The organism is Bacillus jepli (genome assembly GCF_047238305.1).
GTDB lineage: Bacteria > Bacillota > Bacilli > Bacillales > Bacillaceae_L > Ferdinandcohnia.
The window spans coordinates 2,040,562-2,059,834 of sequence record NZ_JBDFMO010000001.1; the positions used below are offsets into that span (position 1 = coordinate 2,040,562).

Annotated in this window: 18 protein-coding genes and 1 tRNA gene; 15 read left to right on the forward strand and 4 right to left on the reverse strand. The window is 39.0% G+C overall.

Translation table 11 applies throughout. The annotated features are described in order from the left end of the window. Window positions 1-133: 133 nt before the first annotated feature. Window positions 134-391: an HPr family phosphocarrier protein gene (locus ABC371_RS10250; protein ID WP_412896711.1), complete on the forward strand. Its 258-nt coding sequence runs from the start codon at window positions 134-136 to the stop codon at window positions 389-391. 41 nt (window positions 392-432) lie between these two features. Here ABC371_RS10250 and clpP read toward each other — a convergent pair whose 3' ends face one another. The 3 genes from clpP to ABC371_RS10265 all read right to left on the reverse strand — a co-directional run bounded on the left by clpP (window position 433) and on the right by ABC371_RS10265 (window position 2,308). Beyond that, entirely contained in the window at window positions 433-1,026 is a 594-nt protein-coding gene (gene clpP / locus ABC371_RS10255) for an ATP-dependent Clp endopeptidase proteolytic subunit ClpP (RefSeq protein WP_412896712.1), read from the reverse strand. Between the two features lie 283 nt (window positions 1,027-1,309). Further along, window positions 1,310-1,381, reverse strand: a tRNA-Arg gene (locus tag ABC371_RS10260). 750 nt (window positions 1,382-2,131) lie between these two features. Then, entirely contained in the window at window positions 2,132-2,308 is a 177-nt protein-coding gene (locus ABC371_RS10265) for a hypothetical protein (RefSeq protein WP_412896713.1), read from the reverse strand. Window positions 2,309-2,510: 202 nt separating this feature from the next. Between ABC371_RS10265 and rpoN the strand changes: the two genes are divergently transcribed. The 11 genes from rpoN (at window position 2,511) to rnr (ending at window position 15,424) form a co-directional block, all read left to right on the forward strand. Next, on the forward strand, window positions 2,511-3,815 hold the full coding sequence (gene rpoN, locus ABC371_RS10270) for an RNA polymerase factor sigma-54 (RefSeq protein WP_412899323.1): 1,305 nt from the start codon (window positions 2,511-2,513) through the stop codon (window positions 3,813-3,815). 17 nt (window positions 3,816-3,832) lie between these two features. Further along, on the forward strand, window positions 3,833-4,087 hold the full coding sequence (locus tag ABC371_RS10275; RefSeq protein WP_412896714.1) for a glutaredoxin family protein: 255 nt from the start codon (window positions 3,833-3,835) through the stop codon (window positions 4,085-4,087). 184 nt (window positions 4,088-4,271) lie between these two features. Beyond that, entirely contained in the window at window positions 4,272-5,291 is a 1,020-nt protein-coding gene (locus ABC371_RS10280) for a sugar-binding transcriptional regulator (RefSeq protein ID WP_412896715.1), read from the forward strand. Window positions 5,292-5,343: 52 nt separating this feature from the next. Beyond that, window positions 5,344-6,351: a type I glyceraldehyde-3-phosphate dehydrogenase gene (gene gap, locus ABC371_RS10285; RefSeq protein ID WP_412896716.1), complete on the forward strand. Its 1,008-nt coding sequence runs from the start codon at window positions 5,344-5,346 to the stop codon at window positions 6,349-6,351. 188 nt (window positions 6,352-6,539) lie between these two features. Further along, a complete protein-coding gene (locus ABC371_RS10290) occupies window positions 6,540-7,724 on the forward strand; it encodes a phosphoglycerate kinase (protein ID WP_412896717.1) in 1,185 nt (394 codons plus the stop codon). Window positions 7,725-7,784: 60 nt separating this feature from the next. Next, the gene (gene tpiA, locus ABC371_RS10295) at window positions 7,785-8,552 is read left to right on the forward strand and encodes a triose-phosphate isomerase (RefSeq protein WP_412896718.1); all 768 of its coding nucleotides are present in this window, start codon (window positions 7,785-7,787) and stop codon (window positions 8,550-8,552) included. Continuing rightward, a complete protein-coding gene (gene gpmI / locus ABC371_RS10300) occupies window positions 8,545-10,077 on the forward strand; it encodes a 2,3-bisphosphoglycerate-independent phosphoglycerate mutase (RefSeq protein ID WP_412896719.1) in 1,533 nt (510 codons plus the stop codon). The genes tpiA and gpmI overlap by 8 nt, the downstream gene beginning before the upstream one ends. A 29-nt stretch (window positions 10,078-10,106) precedes the next feature. Further along, window positions 10,107-11,399 (forward strand): phosphopyruvate hydratase, encoded by a 1,293-nt coding sequence (eno, locus tag ABC371_RS10305; RefSeq protein WP_116353413.1) that lies wholly within the window; start codon window positions 10,107-10,109, stop codon window positions 11,397-11,399. Window positions 11,400-11,947: 548 nt separating this feature from the next. Beyond that, the gene (gene secG / locus ABC371_RS10310; RefSeq protein ID WP_411266271.1) at window positions 11,948-12,184 is read left to right on the forward strand and encodes a preprotein translocase subunit SecG; all 237 of its coding nucleotides are present in this window, start codon (window positions 11,948-11,950) and stop codon (window positions 12,182-12,184) included. A gap of 141 nt (window positions 12,185-12,325) precedes the next feature. Continuing rightward, complete coding sequence (locus ABC371_RS10315) at window positions 12,326-13,066, forward strand: alpha/beta hydrolase (RefSeq protein ID WP_412896720.1); 741 nt, start codon at window positions 12,326-12,328, stop codon at window positions 13,064-13,066. Between the two features lie 15 nt (window positions 13,067-13,081). Further along, window positions 13,082-15,424 carry a ribonuclease R gene (rnr, locus tag ABC371_RS10320; protein WP_412896721.1) on the forward strand — a complete coding sequence of 781 codons (2,343 nt, stop codon included), beginning with the start codon at window positions 13,082-13,084 and terminating at the stop codon, window positions 15,422-15,424. Window positions 15,425-15,669: 245 nt separating this feature from the next. On the opposite strand, the gene ABC371_RS10325 is transcribed toward rnr, so the two are convergent. Further along, window positions 15,670-15,801 (reverse strand): DUF1657 domain-containing protein, encoded by a 132-nt coding sequence (locus tag ABC371_RS10325; protein WP_412896722.1) that lies wholly within the window; start codon window positions 15,799-15,801, stop codon window positions 15,670-15,672. Window positions 15,802-16,190: 389 nt separating this feature from the next. Between ABC371_RS10325 and ABC371_RS10330 the strand changes: the two genes are divergently transcribed. The 3 genes from ABC371_RS10330 to ABC371_RS10340 all read left to right on the forward strand — a co-directional run bounded on the left by ABC371_RS10330 (window position 16,191) and on the right by ABC371_RS10340 (window position 19,245). After that, window positions 16,191-17,324 (forward strand): alpha-hydroxy-acid oxidizing protein, encoded by a 1,134-nt coding sequence (locus tag ABC371_RS10330; RefSeq protein ID WP_412899324.1) that lies wholly within the window; start codon window positions 16,191-16,193, stop codon window positions 17,322-17,324. A gap of 152 nt (window positions 17,325-17,476) precedes the next feature. After that, window positions 17,477-18,454 (forward strand): L-lactate dehydrogenase, encoded by a 978-nt coding sequence (locus ABC371_RS10335; protein WP_412896723.1) that lies wholly within the window; start codon window positions 17,477-17,479, stop codon window positions 18,452-18,454. Between the two features lie 14 nt (window positions 18,455-18,468). After that, window positions 18,469-19,245 carry a formate/nitrite transporter family protein gene (locus tag ABC371_RS10340; protein ID WP_412896724.1) on the forward strand — a complete coding sequence of 259 codons (777 nt, stop codon included), beginning with the start codon at window positions 18,469-18,471 and terminating at the stop codon, window positions 19,243-19,245. The last annotated feature ends 28 nt before the right edge of the window (window positions 19,246-19,273 follow it).

Here is a 19,273-nt window from a genome sequence, read left to right on the forward strand (position 1 = left end):
CCTTGCTCACCTGGAAAGAAATAAAGCGCTGTCATTTTGAAACCTTTTTGGTTTATTCTACGTAATAATAGAAAACTAATTAGAAAAAAACAAACAACTTAAGAATTGCACACAAATTTGAGGAGGAAGAAAAATGGTTGAAAAACATGTAGAGGTTGTATTAAGAACGGGATTACAAGCACGCCCTGCAGCAATGTTTGTCCAAGAAGCAAATAAATTTTCTGCGGACATCTTTTTAGAAAAGGATGGGAAAAAGGTAAATGCTAAAAGCATAATGGGGCTAATGAGTTTAGCGATTGGATCTGGTGCAACAATTACCCTAATCGCAGAGGGAAATGATGAAGAAGCTGCGGTTGAAGCCTTAACTGATTTTGTTCAAAAAGAAGCATAAAAAAATCCTCTCACGATATGAAGTGAGAGGATTTTTTACTCTTATTTAGTGTTATCTTGAGGGTACATAACCTTGTCGATGAGACCATACTCCATTGCTCTTTCAGCCGTCATGAAGTTGTCACGGTCTGTATCTCTTTGTAGAACCTCTAATGGTTGACCAGTACGCTCTGATAAAATTTGGTTTAGCTTTTCGCGTAAGAAAAGAATACGTTTTGCTGCGATTTCAATTTCAGTTGCTTGCCCTTGTGCGCCACCAAGTGGTTGGTGAATCATAACTTCACTATTAGGAAGCGCAAAACGCTTGCCTTTTTCACCAGCAGCAAGTAAGAAAGCACCCATAGATGCAGCCATACCGATACAAATAGTAGAAACCTTTGGCTTGATAAATTGCATCGTATCATAGATCGCCATACCAGCTGTGATTGAACCACCTGGGCTGTTGATGTATAAAGAAATATCTTTTTCAGGATCCTCAGCGGCTAAGAACAATAACTGAGACACGATTGAGTTTGCAACATTATCATCAATCGCACTTCCAAGCATGATAATACGGTCTTTTAATAAACGTGAGTAGATGTCATATGCGCGCTCTCCACGGTTTGTTTGCTCAATAACTGTAGGTATTAAATTCATTTTATTTCCTCCTTCAAACAAATTAAAAGGTTTGTTATGTATTTCCATCATACAATTAAGGTCAGTAAAGGTCAAACAATTCGCTTTACTAACTTATACTATTCTACAAACGATTATCCCATACCTCTTTATGGACGGAAAAAATCAAAATTTCATACGTAATCCATCATAACCGATTTAACGTATTTTAAACATGGAACCACAGGGACGGTTCTCTTGGTTCCGAAGAATTGATTGAAAAAGAAAAAACCTGTCTCTTTAATTAGAAACAGGTTTTCAATAGCGCCCTCGGCAGGATTCGAACCCACGATAAGAGAACCGGAATCTCTTGTGCTATCCACTACACTACGAGGGCATGTTTTAGATAAAACTGCACTCATCATTATAGGATAGAACTTATTTGAATGCAAGAACTTAATTTAGGGATGGTGTGTGCACTATATGATTGAGGCTCTTTTTTAAAAGATTGTTGCCATTAGATAAAACAAAATATTGACTTAATTAATCTGGGTGAACAATTAAGAAAATAAAAACAAGTTTTTGGAAGAAAAAGAGGAAAGCAAAGACTATGGGATAAATTTTGAAAAATCCATGGGATATAACATATATATGCTAAGGCTTTTGGATGAAAGTGAAAAAACTCTAACATAAAATCGAAATATGAAAGAACTATTGGATAAATCTTGAAAAAGCTATGGGATATAACATATATATGCTAAGACTTTTGGATGAAAGTGGAAAAAGTCCTAACATAAAACCGAAATATGAAAGAGCTATTGGATAAATTTTGAAAAAGCCATAAGATATAACGTGTATATGCTAAGACTTTTGGATGAAAGTGGAAAAGCCTCTAACATAAAACTATAATATGAAAAGACAATTGGAGAAATTTTGAAAAAGTCATGAGATATAACGTATATATGTTGATGCTTTTGGATGGAAATGGAAAAACTCCTTATATAAAACCATAATTAAGAAATGACTTTTGGATAAATGTTGAAAAGGTGATAGCAAAAAACTATTTTGAAAGCAATTTTCCCTCGTTTAATCTAGAAAAGAGTGGTATATCAGAGAACACTCCGATATACCACCTCAAATCCAACCTCTAATTATCCTTATACCCCAAAGTTCCGTCATACACGTCCGCATCAACTGGATTCACAGCCCACATCGTTTGAATCGGATCGAACTCTGAGGTAAACTCTTCTTTGTTTTTACTTTTCTTCGCTTCGTCCAGTGTTCCAGTGACTGGGCCTGTGTATATGATTTCATTCTTTTTCAACAATAATCACCTCTTTAAGGTAGATTCTTTCAAAAAATGAATAAAAATGCGTGCTAAAATTTAACTTTTTCGATACGATAGAAGTAAGATAAAATTAAAGATGTAACCTTTTAGTCAAAAAGGTAATTTAAATTGTAAATAAAAAAGTAAACGCTTCCATTACACTAGAACAACTCAAAGGAAGGGGGAACCATGAGTGAATATGCAAACTGGACTTTTTCAACAGCAATCTATAAAGCTAGTCATGACAAAGGAATTAACGCAGGCAATAACTCTTTTACAATATTCATCTTTGGATTTGACTAAATTTCTAGAAGAACAGACACTAGAGAATCCCCTCATTGATGTAAAACCATCAGATTTTGATCGACCCAAAAAAATGAAGGTCACTAAAGATACGTACACAAATCCAATCGACTATATCGGTAAAAAAGAAACAACTTTATATGAGCATTTGCTAACACAACTTTCTTATACAAAAATTAATAACACGAAAAAACGGATGGGTGAATATATCATCCAGTTACTCGACAGCAATGGATATTTGTATTTTCCTACAGAGGAAATAGCGAGGGATCTCAATACCGATACAGAAACCATTGAAAATGCGATTCGCATTGTTCAAAGCTTGGATCCGATTGGGGTAGGAGCGAGGTCTCTACAGGAATGTCTTCTCCTGCAATTGAAGGCACTTCCAAAGCGAAACAGTTTAGCGGAAACGATTATACAAGACCATTTTGAACGATTTGCCGAAAAGTCATGGAAGGAAATCGCGAAGGACCTAAATGTAAAGCTTTTTGATATACAGCAGGTGTTTGATTTTATCCAAACGCTAAAGCCAAGACCGGGAGCTGCCTTTCATGGTGGGGAAGCACATTATATTGTACCGGATTTCGATATTTTGGTAGAAGACGGTGTAGTCTCAATGAAAATGCAAGACTCATACCTGCCAAAGGTATCGTTGAACCTCCAATATTATCAGCATTTTTTAGAGGAAAAGGATAGCAAAACAAAGTCCTATCTTCAGGAAAAAGTAGATCAGTGTCAGTGGATCATGAGAAGTTTGGAGCAACGAAAAATGACCTTGCAAAATGTCATGAGTGAAATTATCAAACGCCAAATGGACTTTTTTATAAAGGGACCAGCACATTTAAAACCGCTCATTATGAGTGATGTTGCCGATGCTTTAGACATCCATGAATCAACAGTTAGCCGAGCGGTAAAGGATAAATTTGTTCAAACCCCATTTGGGATTTATGAGATGAAGTATTTCTTTAGTCGAAATATCCAGACAACGGGTGAAACTGATACGTCATCTACCCAAGTGAAAAATGTTATTAAACAGATGATTGAAGAGGAAAATAAGGAAAAGCCTTTGTCAGACCAAGAAATTGTCAGTATACTTGAGGAGAAGCATGGTATTCTTGTATCAAGACGAACAATCGCAAAATACCGTGACCAATTAAACATACCTTCTTCGACGAAACGAAAACGGTATAGCAAGTAGATTGGAAGTGTAAAAAGTTGAATCGCATTCAGGTAACGATGTATTCAAAGGAAAATTGCTCTCTTTGTAGAAAAGCGAAAAAAGTAATTGAGGAATTAAGCGAGGAGTACCTTATAGACCTTCACGAAATTGACATTTATAAAGATGACCAACTTTTGGAAAAATATCAGATCATGATTCCAGTTATCGAAATCGGTGGAAATGAAGTCGAGTATGGGATCATTCATAAAGAAACAATCCAAGAGTACTTGAATCAATTATTGAAAAACTAAGGTTTATCCCAACTGCCTAAAAAATAGGCAGTTTATTTATTGCTTTCTTTTAAAAGTATTGTTACTATAATAAATGTAACCGACGATATTAATTACTGATGTGTTTTTTTTTACTGTAAGCGGGACATAATATGTCACACCGGGACAAAAATAGTCCCTTATGGTAAAAAGGGGAAATGAAAAAATGAGTTCAATCATTGAGGTACAACAGAAATTATTACCCGATTTACTCGAGGTTATGCAAAAGCGCCATGAGATCCTCAAATACATACGACTTATGCAGCCAATTGGAAGAAGGAATCTTTCAACGAGTCTCGGTCATAGCGAACGTGTCCTCCGCGGAGAAGTTGAGTTTTTAAAAAAACAAAATCTCGTGGACTTTAGCACTGCAGGTATGAGCTTGACAAAAGAGGGCGCGGAGCTTTTAAAAGACCTTGAGGATGTTATGAAGGAAGTTTTAGGCTTAAGGGTTTTAGAATCCAAACTTAAGGAGAAGTTAAATATAAAAGATGTGATTGTCGTCCCAGGCGACAGTGACACGACTCCTTGGGTGAAAAAAGAAATGGGAAGAGCTTGCGTTTCAAGAATAAAACAAAGGCTTTTTGGAAAAAATATCGTCGCAGTTACTGGTGGTACAACACTTGCTGAGGTGGCAGAAATGATGACCCCAGATTCGAAAGGGCGAAGCATTTTATTCGTACCAGCAAGAGGTGGGTTAGGAGAACGAGTGGAAAATCAAGCAAATACAATTTGCGCGAAAATGGCTGAAAAAGCCTCGGGTGATTATCGACTCCTTCATGTACCTGATGTTGTGAGCAATGAAGCGTACCATTCATTTGTGGCAGAACCGCCGATTCGAGATGTCTTGAGTTTGATAAAGTCATCAAGTATGGTTGTTCACGGAATAGGAGACGCTATTACAATGGCAAAGCGTCGCAAGACAGATGAAGAGGATATGAAAAAAATCATTGAATCTCATGCGGTCGCAGAGGCCTTTGGCTATTATTTTGACGAAGATGGGAATGTGGTCCATCGGGTTCAAACGATTGGAATCCAGCTTAAGGATCTTCCTGCAATCCATGATGTGATTGCCGTAGCTGGTGGAGCTTCGAAGGCAATTGCCATCCAAGCTTACTTACAGCAAGCCCCTGGAACTCTGTTAATTACAGATGAAGGTGCTGCAAAAGAGTTAATAAAGGGGTAACCCTTATATAAAAATTTCTTTAGGTTTCACATACAAAAGGAGGAAATCAAAAATGGCAGTAAAAGTTGGTATTAATGGTTTTGGACGTATTGGTCGTAACGTATTACGTGCGGCTCTTAAAAATCCTAACGTAGAAGTAGTAGCAGTAAACGATTTAACAGATGCAAACATGTTAGCTCATCTATTAAAGTATGACTCTGTTCATGGCGTTCTTGATGCAGAAGTATCTGTTAATGGAAACAATCTTGTTGTAGATGGAAAAGAAATTCTTGTTAAGGCTGAACGCGACCCAGCTCAACTTGCTTGGGGCGACCTAGGAGTTGAAGTTGTTGTTGAATCAACTGGTCGTTTCACAAAGCGTGCAGATGCTGCGAAACACTTAGAAGCTGGTGCAAAGAAAGTTATCATTTCTGCTCCTGCAACTGATGAAGATATCACAATCGTTATGGGTGTTAATGAAGACAAATATGATGCAGCAAACCACAACGTTATTTCAAATGCTTCTTGTACAACAAACTGCTTAGCACCATTTGCAAAAGTTTTACATGAAAACTTTGGAATTAAGCGTGGTATGATGACAACTATTCACTCATACACAAATGACCAACAAATTCTTGATTTACCACATAAAGATTATCGTCGTGCTCGTGCGGCAGCTGAGAACATCATTCCAACAACTACTGGTGCAGCAAAAGCTGTTTCTCTAGTATTACCTGAGTTAAAAGGTAAATTAAATGGTGGAGCTGTTCGTGTTCCAACTCCAAACGTGTCACTTGTTGACCTAGTTGCTGAATTAGATAAAGAAGTAACTGTAGAAGAAGTAAATGCAGCACTTCGCAAAGCTGCTGAAAATGAGTTAAACGGAGTTATGGGTTACAGTGAAGAGCCACTAGTTTCTGGTGACTATAACGGTAATGCAAATTCTTCAACGATCGATGCACTTTCTACAATGGTAATGGAAGGCAACATGGTTAAAGTTATCTCATGGTATGATAACGAAACTGGTTACTCACACCGTGTAGTTGACCTTGTAGATTACCTTGCATCAAAAGGACTATAATTTTACCGTTTGATTAGTATGTCACATTAACCAAACAGTAAAACAGATTATTCTTGGAATCCTAAACAACAACAACTATAATAGAACTTGTGTGGGGAAGGGAGTGTTCCCTTCCCTTTTTAATGTCATTTAGAAAATGTGTTCCACAGAACAAGTTTTGAATATTACATAGAACGGAGGCCTTCCCAGTGAATAAGAAATCAGTAAGAGATATTGATGTGAAAGGCAAGCGAGTATTCTGTCGAGTTGATTTTAACGTTCCAATGCAAGATGGTCAGGTTACGGACGAAACTCGTATTCGTGCAGCATTACCAACAATCGAGTACCTTCGTAAAGAAGGAGCAAAGGTTATTTTAGCAAGTCACCTTGGTCGACCAAAAGGAAAAGCGGTAGACGAACTTCGCTTAGACCCAGTTTCTAAAAGATTAAGTGAGCACTTAGGTATCGAGGTCCGCAAAACCAATGAGGCATATGGTCCAGAGGTTGAACAAGCCATTTCAGAAATGAACGAAGGCGATGTTCTATTATTAGAAAACGTTCGTTTCTATCCTGGTGAAGAGAAGAATGATCCGGAGCTTGCAAAACAATTTGCTGCATTAGCTGATGTATACGTAAATGATGCGTTCGGGGCTGCACACCGTGCCCACGCTTCTACAGCTGGTATCGCTGAACACTTGCCAGCCGTTGCAGGTTTCTTAATGGAAAAAGAAATCGAAGTTTTAGGTAAAGCACTATCAAATCCAGAACGCCCATTCACAGCAATTATCGGTGGAGCAAAGGTTAAAGATAAAATTGGTGTCATCGAGAACCTCTTAGAAAAAGTAGATAACTTGATCATTGGTGGAGGTCTTGCTTATACTTTCGTAAAAGCACAAGGCCATGAAATCGGTAAATCTCTTTTAGAAGAAGATAAAATGGATCTTGCTAATGAGTTCATCAAAAAAGCAAAAGAAAAAGGCGTAAACTTCTATATGCCTGTTGATGTAAGAGTAGCAGACGATTTCTCTAATGATGCGAACATTAAAATTGTTCCTATCACGGAAATTCCAAGCGATTGGGAAGCACTCGATATCGGTCCAAAGACAGCTGAAATTTACAGTGATGTAATTCAAAAATCCAAGCTTGTGATTTGGAACGGCCCAATGGGAGTATTCGAATTAGATGCATTCGCGAATGGTACAAAAGCTGTTGCAAAAGCACTTGCTGATGCAACTGACACGTATTCTATCATTGGTGGAGGCGACTCTGCTGCAGCGGCAGAAAAATTCGGTCTTGCTGATAAAATGAGCCACATCTCAACTGGTGGCGGAGCATCATTAGAATTCATGGAAGGTAAAGAACTTCCTGGAGTCGAACTACTTAACGATAAATAATATTGGGGTGCTAACAAAGCACCTTTCCATAAAGATCAACATCGAAAGGGATGGTGAAACATGAGAAAGCCAATCATTGCAGGAAACTGGAAAATGAATAAGGTTCTTTCAGAAGCAGTTCAATTTGTAGAAGAAATCAATGGTCTAATTCCATCACCAGAAAAGGTTGATTCTGTCGTTTGTGCGCCAGCACTATTTTTAGAGCGTCTGGTTGCTAACGTAAAAGAAGGAAACTACGACCTTAAAATCGGTGCACAAAACATGCATTTTAAAGAGAGTGGAGCATTCACTGGTGAAATCAGCCCTGTAGCATTAAAGGACTTAGGTGTTGACTATGTAATCCTTGGTCACTCTGAGCGCCGTGAAATGTTCGCTGAAACAGATGAAACGGTTAACCCAAAAACACTTGCAGCATTTGCTCATGGATTAGTTCCAATCGTATGCTGTGGTGAGACATTAGAGCAACGTGAAGCAGGTCAAACAAACGACCTTGTTGGAACTCAAATCGAAAAAGCATTAGCAGGCCTTACAGATGAACAAGTGAAGGAAGTTGTCATTGCCTATGAACCAATCTGGGCAATTGGAACAGGTAAATCTTCTTCTGCTGAAGATGCGAATGAGGTTTGTGCACACATCCGTAAAGTAGTTGCTGAACAATTCTCACAAGATGTTGCAGATGCTGTTCGCATTCAATACGGTGGTAGTGTAAAACCAGAAAACATTAAGGAATACATGGCACAACCAGATATCGATGGTGCTCTAGTTGGTGGAGCAAGTCTCGATGCTTCCTCTTTTGTTAAGCTTTTGGAGGCAGGTAGCAATGAGTAAATCACCAGTTGCACTAATCATCTTAGACGGATTTGCATTTCGCGATGAAGTAAAAGGTAATGCAGTTGCCCAAGCAAACAAACCAAATTTTGATCGCTATTGGAACAAATACCCGCACGCTACTTTACAAGCAAGCGGAGAGGCTGTTGGTCTACCAGAAGGCCAAATGGGGAATTCAGAGGTAGGCCACTTAAACATCGGTGCAGGTCGTGTCGTTTACCAAAGCTTAACCCGCGTAAATGTTGCCATCCGTGACCATGAATTTGAAAGAAATGAAACCTTCCTTGCAGCCATGAAGCATGTGAAGGAAAATGGTACAGCACTACACCTATTCGGTTTATTATCTGATGGTGGTGTACACAGTCACATTGATCACCTTTTTGCACTGCTAAAACTAGCTGCATCTGAAGGTATTGAAAAAGTGTACATCCACGGCTTTTTAGATGGAAGAGACGTTGGTCCTCAAACCGCGAAGATCTATCTCGAGCAGCTCGATGAAAAAATCAAGGAATACGGTGTTGGTGAAATTGCAACCTTGTCTGGCCGTTATTATTCAATGGACCGTGACAAGCGTTGGGAGCGCGTTGAAAAGTCATATCGTTCAATGGTTTACGGCGAAGGTCCTACATATAAAAATGCATTTGAACTTGTTGATGATTCCTATGCAAACGGCATTTACGATGAATTCGTATTACCATCAGTCCTTGTAAAAGAAGACGGTTCACCTGTTGCAACGATCCAAGACAATGATGCTGTGATTTTTTATAACTTTAGACCAGACCGTGCCATCCAAATTTCGAACACATTCACAAATGACGATTTCCGTTCATTTGATCGTGGACCTAAGCATCCGAAAGATCTATTCTTTGTGTGTTTAACACACTTCAGTGAAAGTGTCGATGGATATGTGGCATTCAAACCAACAAACTTAGATAACACATTGGGAGAAGTTCTTTCACAGAACGGATTAAAACAGCTTCGCATTGCCGAAACTGAAAAATATCCTCATGTTACCTTCTTTATGAGTGGTGGACGTGAACAAGAATTCCCTGGTGAAACTCGAATTTTAATCAATTCACCAAAAGTTGCTACCTATGACCTTAAGCCTGAAATGAGTGCTTACGAGGTAAAGGATGCACTATTAAAAGAAATAGCTGAAGATAATCATGATGCGATTTTATTAAACTTTGCAAACCCAGATATGGTTGGACACTCAGGAATGCTTGAGCCAACAATCAAAGCAATTGAAACAGTTGATGAGTGTTTAGGTGAAATCGTAGATGCGATTCTTGCAAAAGGTGGAGCAGCGATTATCACTGCCGACCATGGTAACTCCGACGAGGTTGTAACTCTTGAAGGAAATCCAATGACTGCTCATACAACAAATCCAGTACCAGTCATTGTCACAAAAGAAGGTTTAACCTTACGCGAAGATGGAATTCTAGGAGATTTAGCACCAACGATGCTTGACCTACTCGGAATCCAAAAATCAGCAGAAATGACTGGAAATAGCTTAATAAAATAAAAACTCATTTGAAAAAGGAGAGATTTTTAATGTCAATTATCGTAGATGTATACGCTCGTGAAGTATTAGATTCTCGTGGAAATCCTACAGTTGAGGTTGAAGTTTATACTGAGTCAGGTGCATTCGGCCGCGCTTTAGTACCAAGTGGTGCTTCAACTGGTGAATACGAAGCAGTTGAGCTTCGTGATGGCGACAAGAGCCGTTACCTTGGCAAAGGTGTTCAAACAGCAGTAAATAACGTAAATGAAATCATTGCTGCAGAAATCATCGGATTCGATGTAACTGATCAAGTAGCAATCGATCACGCGTTAATCGAGCTTGATGGTACTGAAAACAAAGGTAAATTAGGTGCAAACGCAATTCTTGGTGTATCTATGGCAGTAGCTCGTGCAGCAGCTGACTTCTTAGAAATTCCTTTATATCAATATCTTGGTGGATTCAACTCAAAAACTCTTCCAGTACCAATGATGAACATCATCAACGGTGGAGAGCATGCAGACAACAACGTTGATATTCAAGAATTCATGATTATGCCTGTTGGAGCAGAAAACTTCAAAGAAGCACTTCGTATGGGTGCTGAAATTTTCCACAACCTAAAAGCAGTGTTACATGCAAAAGGCTTAAACACAGCTGTAGGTGACGAAGGTGGATTTGCTCCAAACCTTGGTTCAAACGAAGAAGCTCTACAAACAATCGTAGAAGCAATCGAAAAAGCAGGTTACAAGCCTGGTGAGCAAGTACGCCTTGCAATGGATGCTGCATCTTCTGAGTTCTACAACAAAGAAGACGGCAAATACCATCTTAAAGGAGAAGGCAAAGTTCTTACTTCTGAAGAAATGGTTGCATTCTATGAAGATCTTGTTTCAAAATACCCAATCATCTCAATTGAAGATGGTTTAGACGAAAACGACTGGGAAGGCCACAAACTTCTAACTGAGCGTCTTGGTAAAAAAGTTCAATTAGTTGGAGACGACCTATTCGTAACAAATACAAAGAAACTTGCTGAAGGTATTGAAAGAAACATCGGAAACTCAATCCTTATCAAAGTAAACCAAATCGGTACATTAACTGAAACATTTGATGCAATCGAAATGGCAAAACGCGCAGGCTACACTGCAGTTATCTCTCACCGTTCTGGTGAAACAGAAGACAGCACAATTGCTGACATCGCAGTAGCAACAAACGCTGGCCAAATCAAGACTGGTGCTCCATCACGTACTGACCGTGTTGCAAAATACAACCAATTACTACGTATCGAAGACAATCTTGGTGAAACAGCTCAATACAACGGCTTAGCATCTTTCTATAACTTAAGAGGCTAATCTGATAAATAGGAAAACGACAAGCGAAGGTGCTTGTCGTTTTTTTGTTAGCTGCTTTGTGGGGCGGTGATTTGGGTAAAACGCAATTCCTGCGGGATAAAGCGCAATTATACAGATTAGCGCGCAATTCCGTCGGATTAAAACGCAATTCCGGCAGACTATAGCGCAATTCTGAAAAATAAAGCGCAATTACACTAGATTGAATGCAAAACCTACTTCTCTTTTTTAGTCTGCTGCTTCTTTTGCTTACCTTGCTGTGTATTTTCACCTAAATAATTCGTTTTGTGCTTTTTCTGTTCTTTAACAAATGCATAAAAATCCAAGTTGATCACTTCTCATCATTCCTTTCAAGATAGTCAATTTTAATATGGACGTTTCCAAAGGAAATCATGAAGTGAATCGTTGGAAAAATGCTCCCCGAGCCCTTATAAGCGCTTAAACGCCCAAAAGATGCTACTGTCAGAAAATGCAGTATTGTCCACATGGAACTTTTATGGTACATTTATTTTAACGTCATATGCGTTCTTGTTCAGGAGGTGTCGTTTTATATGTTGCATGGAATATTTGTTACATTACTAGTAATCGTATGTATCGGGTTAATCGTAGTGGTGTTATTACAATCAGGTAAAAGCGCAGGTTTATCTGGGGCTATCTCTGGTGGTGCCGAGCAATTATTCGGAAAACAAAAAGCTCGTGGCCTTGATGCAGTTTTACATCGTATCACAGTGGTCCTAGCGGTATTATTCTTTGTTCTTACAATTGCGGTTTCTTACTTTGAACTATAAAACTTTTCGAAAAGAGGGTTAGACAAGTTGATGTCTAGTCCTTTTTTATTGCGCTCAAAACTCACTTTCCGTTACGATAGTAGAATACCGAAAAAAGCGCAAAATAAAAATTAGGAAGTCATCATAAAGGAGTTATACATAATGAAGATCAAATTACCTCAGCCTTTCTTTTTTGAAGGAGGAGAAAGAGCGGTTTTATTACTACATGGTTTCACTGGAAATTCAGCAGACGTAAGGATGCTGGGGAGGTTCCTTGAGAATAGAGGCTACACCTGTCATGCACCAATTTATAAAGGCCATGGTGTCCCACCGGAAGAATTGGTGCATACCGGTCCTGAGGATTGGTGGGAAGACGTCATGAACGCCTATCAACTTTTAAAAAATAAAGGATACGATAAAATTGCAGTAGCCGGATTGTCACTTGGCGGGGTATTTTCCCTAAAATTGGGTTACACTGTACCTATAAAAGGGATTGTGACGATGTGTGCTCCCATGTATCTAAAAAGTGAGGAAGTCATGTATGAGAGTGTTGTTGAATTTGCACGTGAATACAAGCGATTTGAGGGGAAATCTCCTGAGCAAATCGACAAGGAAATCGAAGAATTCAAGAAGACCCCGATGAATACGTTAAAAGCACTACAGAATCTAATAGCAGAAGTACGTAACAATGTCGATATGATTTATTCCCCGACTTTTGTTGCGCAGGCACGTCATGATAAAATGATAAATCCTGACAGTGCGAATATTATCTATGAAGCCATTGAAAATGATTTTAAAAAGATCAAATGGTATGAGGAATCAGGACATGTCATAACCCTAGACAAAGAACGTGACCAGCTGCATGAGGATGTCTATGCATTTTTAGAGCAGTTAGATTGGTAACGGGAGGGATAAAAAATGGAACAGGAAATCCAAGAGCATATTAATAAATTATTAGACTTTATGAAGGAAGAAGCATACAAGCCGTTAACCGTCCAAGAGCTTGAGGGAGCATTTGGAATCTCGGGATCAGAGGATTTTAAAGAGTTTGTCAAAGCCCTTGTCGTAATGGAGGAACAGGGCTTAGTCGTTCGAACCCGTAGTAATCGCTACGGTCTTCCGGAAAAAATGAACCTTGTCCGCGGAAAAATCACAGGGCATGCGAAGGGCTTTGCATTTGTCATGCCAGATGATAAAACAATGGATGACGTATTTATTCCTCCAAATGAGTTGAAAAATGCGATGCATGGGGATACCGTGCTAGTTCGAATTAACTCTGAATCTTCCGGCCAACGTAAAGAAGGTACGGTTGTTCGGATTATTGAACATGGCATCAAAACGATTGTTGGAACATATACCGAAAGTAAAAATTTCGGCTTCGTCATTCCAGATGATAAAAAAATCGCCAATGATATTTTTATTCCAAAGCAGTCTTCAAATGGCGCAATTGAAGGACATAAGGTAGTTGTGAAGCTTGTTACATACCCTGAAGGAAGAATGAGTGCAGAAGGTGAAGTTATTCAAATTTTAGGACATAAAAATGATCCTGGAATTGATATTCTTTCTGTTATCCATAAGCACGGACTTCCAGAGGAATTTCCGGGAGAAGTATTGGAGCAGGCGAATAAAACACCTGATTCCATTGATCCAAATGAGCTTGAAAATCGTCGTGACTTACGCGACGAAGTCATCGTGACAATTGATGGTGCCGATGCAAAGGACTTGGATGACGCCGTGACGGTTACGAAGCTTGAAAATGGGAATTACAAGCTAGGTGTACACATTGCGGACGTCACTCATTATGTGACAGAAGGTTCTCCTATCGATAAAGAAGCAAGTGACCGTGGAACAAGTATTTATCTTGTTGACCGCGTAATTCCGATGATTCCTCATCGTCTTTCGAATGGTATTTGTTCTTTAAATCCAAAAGTGGACCGTTTAACCCTATCCTGTGAGATGGAAGTTGACGGAAACGGTACCGTTGTGAAACACGATATTTTTCAAAGTGTGATAAAAACAACGGAACGAATGACATATGCGGATGTAAATAGCATTTTGGTCGATAAGGATGAAGAACTCAGAACACGCTACGAACCACTTGTTCAAATGTTTGAGGATATGGAAAGACTAGCAGCAATCCTTCGTGAAAAACGAATGAAGCGCGGTGCAATTGACTTTGATTTTAAAGAAGCAAAGGTTCTTGTTGATGATGAGGGTGCACCATATGATGTTGTCTTACGGGAGCGCTCTGTTGGTGAACGTTTAATCGAAGAATTCATGTTACTTGCAAACGAAACGGTTGCGGAGCATTTTCATTGGATGAACGTACCGTTTATTTATCGAATTCACGAAGATCCAAATGAAGAAAAGCTTAGACGTTTCTTAGAGTTCATCACGAACTTTGGTTATATTGTTAGGGGTGCTGGAAATTCGATTCACCCTCGTGCGTTGCAGGAGGTAATTGAAGCCGTCCAAGGGAAGCCAGAGGAAATGGTGGTTTCAACCGTCATGTTGCGCTCGATGAAACAAGCAAAATATGATCCAGAAAGTGTCGGACACTTTGGGCTTTCAACGGATTTTTACACGCATTTCACATCACCCATTCGACGTTATCCGGACTTAATCGTCCATCGTTTGATTCGTACCTATCTGATTCAAGGGAAGCTCGACAATGCGACCCAGGATAAATGGAGAGAAAGACTTCCGGAAATTGCAGAGCATTCCTCAAACATGGAACGCCGAGCGGTCGAAGCTGAGCGTGAAACAGATAGTATGAAAAAAGCAGAATATATGATGGATAAAATCGGTGAGGAATACGATGGCATCATTAGCTCTGTGACCAACTTTGGAATGTTTGTTGAGCTACCGAACACTATTGAAGGACTAGTTCACGTCAGCTATCTTACAGATGATTACTATCGATATGATGAGAGAAGCTATGCGATGATTGGTGAACGCACCGGGAATGTATTCCGAATTGGAGACGAAATTACGGTTCGAGTTATTAATGTAAATAAAGACGAGCGCTCAGTTGACTTTGAGGTTGTCGGCATGAAAGGCAGCCGCCGCAAGTTTTCAAAGGAACAGCCGACAATCATCAAGTCTGAAAAAGGCAGAAATCGTCGTAAACCAAATGAGGATGACAAGAAACGTGGTAGTGACAAAGATGGCGAATGGTCAACTCGGAAGCCTCGGAAGAAAAAGAAGAAGTATGATAATGTACCACCTCAGAAAAGCAAGAAACGGAAGAAAAAAAGATAATCGAGAGTGCTCCACAATGTGGAGTGCTTTTTTGTGTTTACAATGAATTTAAAATCATCGATGGATAGCTTCTCGTTATTATGTTCGTAGGGATCGTATTTGATTTATAGAAGGGAGAAGTGGTGGAGGTAGTCTGACCTTTTAGTAAAACAAAAGAAGTCCCAAGTGATTAATCTACATTTGGGACGTGATAGCTGGGTTAGCGGATTTTGTAAAACGAGCATTCTCTGACTTTTGACAATCAATTACTGCTTCGCTTCTAAAATTTGGTGATAGCGTCCTTCAAGTAAATTTATAATGTTTTTTTGCTTCTGCGCTAATTGCTGAAACATTTGTTTTGCTTGTTGATTTTGCGTTTCTATAACTGCATTAAACATGCCTCTACACTTTGAGCTGAAGCTATTGTTCTTTGCATTTGTGTTTGTATATTATCCGATTCATCCCTTTTCCATCATTTAAGTTGCGCATAAATGCTAAAAAATTTTCGCTAAATCTGAGCTAATTTCCTAATTATCAAATCTTATGGTCTAAGAATTTAGTAGTTATCATAATAAATTCCAAGTTGCCTTAATGAACTATATTTCCTTTTAATGTAAATGACTACATGATCGTTCATAGCAGAGAATTGAATAAAAGAAGAAGTATTTTTAAGAAAAAATAGGGGAATTTAAAATCGATAAAAAATTGTTGGAGCTAGTAATAATTATTCGGTGACAATTAACTTAAAATTAGGGTGATATTTTTGAAAGACTGCGAAAAAATACAAATGGGTTTTTATGAAAGTGCAGACAGTGGAGCAACCGTTTTACCGGTTTCCTATACTGAGTGGGAAAAAAGAGCAAAAGAAAAATTAGCCGTAGGTCCTTTTGGTTATGTGAATGGTGCTGCTGGGGCCGGTGATACGATGAAGGCGAATGCAGATGCTTTTAAACAATATCGAATTCGTCCAAGAATTTGTCGAGATATTTCAAAGCGAAGTTTGGATATTTCATTATTTGGCAGTAAATACCCTGTTCCTTTTTTATTTGCACCGATTGGTGTGAACTCTATTGTTCATACTGATGCGGAGGTTGCTCCAGCAAAATCGGCGGCTTCATTAGGGATTCCGTATATTTTAAGTAATGTTTCGACAACACCGATGGAAAAAGTTGCAGAAGTCATGGGCGATGCTCCAAGATGGTTTCAGCTTTATCCGCCAGTGAATCAAGATCTAACGAAAAGTTTTTTAAACAGAGCTGAAAAAGCAGGCTTTTCCGCTATTGTTGTAACAATTGATTCGACTCTTTTAGGTTGGAGGGAGACAGATCTTCGTAATTCCTTCCTACCATTTTTAAATGGGGAAGGGATGGGAAATTACTTTACTGATCCTGTTTTTCTCTCAATGCTTGATGAACCGCCAGAACAAAATTTAGATGCAGCGTGCAAAAAAGCTTTGAGTGAAGGAAACAATACCGGTTTTTCTTGGAAAGATCTCGAATTTATAAAAAAAGAGACTAAGCTACCTGTTTTATTAAAAGGTCTCACCCATCCAGATGATGCTCTTTTAGCAGTGGAACACGGGGCGGATGGCATTATCGTATCAAACCATGGTGGAAGGCAACTTGATGGTGCAATTGCTACACTTGAGGCCCTTCCTTCTGTTTGTGAAGCGGTGGAACATAAAGTTCCTGTTCTGATGGACAGTGGAATCCGTAGAGGGGCAGATATCATCAAGGCATTGGCATTAGGAGCATCAGCTGTACTTGTTGGACGCCCGTATATTTATGGTCTTGCGGTAGCGGGAGAAACAGGGGTCAAAGCTGTCATGGAAAATCTCATTGCAGAAACAGAACTACAGATGGCTATATGTGGAAGGAAATCTATATCGGAAATAGATCAGTCCCTTGTGGTTAAGCTGTGAATAATAGAAACAAAATGAGTTACTCGGGTTTTGATCGAGAACTCTTTTTATATGTTGGAAAAAACTGTTATGGAATCCGTTTTTCCCGAATAGTTTATTTACTGGAACAGGTACTACTTGTTGTCATTATTGGATTTTATGGAGGGTGAAAAATGAGTATCAATATAGGGGATCGTGTCAGTCGTGTTGCCCTTATAGGGACTGGTTTTGTTGGTTCAAGCTATGCCTTTGCGTTAATGAACCAGGGAATAGTCAATGAATTACTTATGATTGATGTCAATGAGGAGAAAGCCAAAGGGGATGTACTGGATCTTAATCATGGAAAAGCTTTTACAGGGAATCCTACACTTATTAAATTTGGAAGCTACGAAGATTGCAAAAATGTTGATCTAGTGGTCATTTGTGCAGGAGCCAATCAAAAGCCTGGAGAAACGAGGTTAGATTTAGTAGAAAAAAACCTCAAAATTTTTAAAGAAATAGTAGATAACGTGATGGCAAGTGGATTTGATGGAATCTTTTTAGTCGCTACGAATCCGGTTGATATTTTAACATATGCCACATGGAAATATAGTGGATTACCGAAAGAACGTGTAATAGGTTCTGGTACGATTTTAGACACTGCACGTTTCCGATACTTATTAGGGGAATATTTTAATGTTGCCCCGAAAAATATCCATGCCTATATTATTGGAGAACATGGTGATAGTGAATTGCCAGTGTATAGCTCGGCATACATTGGAACACTCCCGATAAAAAAATATATGCAGAGAAATGAAAAATATAAAAAAGAAGACTTAGATGACATATTTATTCGGGTACGTGACGCAGCCTATGAGATTATTAGAAGCAAGGGTGCAACCTATTACGGAATTGCAATGGGACTGGCACGAATCACCAAAGCCATATTCTCCAATGAAAATGCCGTGTTGACAGTTTCTGCCCATTTGGATGGACAATATGGGGAAGAAAATGTGTATATAGGGGTTCCTTGCGTCATAAACCGAAATGGGATTCGTGAAATCATGGAGTTGGAGTTAAATGAAGAAGAACAACAAAAGTTTGAGAACAGTGCGAATGTGTTAAAAACGATCCTTGCCCCATATTTTGATGAGGTGAAACCAAAAGGGTAACGTGGTGAATATATATGGAAGCAAAACCACTATCAAGTATTGAAAAATTAGCACTGTCTCGTCGTGATACATTTCAAGGTAGTAGGGTAATCTATTTTTTACGTGCCGTGTTAGCTAGTATGTTTATTGGGTTTGGGGTAATCGTTGCCTTTCGAACAGGTAATTTCTTCTTCATGCAGGAATCGCCAGTTGCTTTCCCTATTGCTGCTATCACATTCGGTGTAGCGATTATCCTCATTGCATATAGTGGAGGAGATCTATTTACCGGAGATACCTTTTATTACACTTACGCGGCCTTACGTAAAAAGATGAAATGGAATGTGGTCGGTCAAATGTGGCTTTATAGCTATATTGGGAATATAATTGGCACCATTTTCTTTGCTTTATTATTTTATATGACTGGCCTTTTTCAAGGAGACTCTGTAAATGAATTTCTATTAACGATTGCCTTCAATAAAACACAACTCACCACTTCTCAACTGTTTTTTCGAGGGATTCTTTGTAACTGGCTTGTGTGCCTTGCCTTTTTTCTACCGCTGGGAATGCGTGGAGACGGACCAAAAATATTTATTATGATGCTACTGGTATTCTGCTTTTTTATCTCTGGCTATGAACATAGCATTGCGAATATGTGTACATTTGTCATTTCGTTTGTGATGAATCATCCGGATTCTGTCACAGTCAATGGCGTTATCCACAATTTAATCCCTGTCACCGTTGGGAACCTAATCGGTGGCGGTGGTTTTATGGCATGGATGTATTTCTACGCGAATAAAGCACATATTAAATGATTCTTAAAAGATCCAGCTGGTGCACTGG

What these genes read in the sequence shown, in the direction of transcription:
- tpiA (WP_412896718.1), top strand. Translation starts at nt 7,785, where the DNA reads ATGAGAAAGCCAATCATTGCAGGAAACTGGAAAATGAATAAGGTTCTT.
- ABC371_RS10335 (WP_412896723.1), top strand. Translation starts at nt 17,477, where the DNA reads ATGAGTATCAATATAGGGGATCGTGTCAGTCGTGTTGCCCTTATAGGG.
- clpP (WP_412896712.1), bottom strand. Translation starts at nt 1,026, where the DNA reads ATGAATTTAATACCTACAGTTATTGAGCAAACAAACCGTGGAGAGCGC.
- ABC371_RS10330 (WP_412899324.1), top strand. Translation starts at nt 16,191, where the DNA reads ATGGGTTTTTATGAAAGTGCAGACAGTGGAGCAACCGTTTTACCGGTT.
- eno (WP_116353413.1), top strand. Translation starts at nt 10,107, where the DNA reads ATGTCAATTATCGTAGATGTATACGCTCGTGAAGTATTAGATTCTCGT.
- ABC371_RS10340 (WP_412896724.1), top strand. Translation starts at nt 18,469, where the DNA reads ATGGAAGCAAAACCACTATCAAGTATTGAAAAATTAGCACTGTCTCGT.
- ABC371_RS10250 (WP_412896711.1), top strand. Translation starts at nt 134, where the DNA reads ATGGTTGAAAAACATGTAGAGGTTGTATTAAGAACGGGATTACAAGCA.
- rnr (WP_412896721.1), top strand. Translation starts at nt 13,082, where the DNA reads ATGGAACAGGAAATCCAAGAGCATATTAATAAATTATTAGACTTTATG.
- gpmI (WP_412896719.1), top strand. Translation starts at nt 8,545, where the DNA reads ATGAGTAAATCACCAGTTGCACTAATCATCTTAGACGGATTTGCATTT.
- gap (WP_412896716.1), top strand. Translation starts at nt 5,344, where the DNA reads ATGGCAGTAAAAGTTGGTATTAATGGTTTTGGACGTATTGGTCGTAAC.
- ABC371_RS10325 (WP_412896722.1), bottom strand. Translation starts at nt 15,801, where the DNA reads ATGTTTAATGCAGTTATAGAAACGCAAAATCAACAAGCAAAACAAATG.
- ABC371_RS10280 (WP_412896715.1), top strand. Translation starts at nt 4,272, where the DNA reads ATGAGTTCAATCATTGAGGTACAACAGAAATTATTACCCGATTTACTC.
- secG (WP_411266271.1), top strand. Translation starts at nt 11,948, where the DNA reads ATGTTGCATGGAATATTTGTTACATTACTAGTAATCGTATGTATCGGG.
- rpoN (WP_412899323.1), top strand. Translation starts at nt 2,511, where the DNA reads ATGCAAACTGGACTTTTTCAACAGCAATCTATAAAGCTAGTCATGACA.
- ABC371_RS10315 (WP_412896720.1), top strand. Translation starts at nt 12,326, where the DNA reads ATGAAGATCAAATTACCTCAGCCTTTCTTTTTTGAAGGAGGAGAAAGA.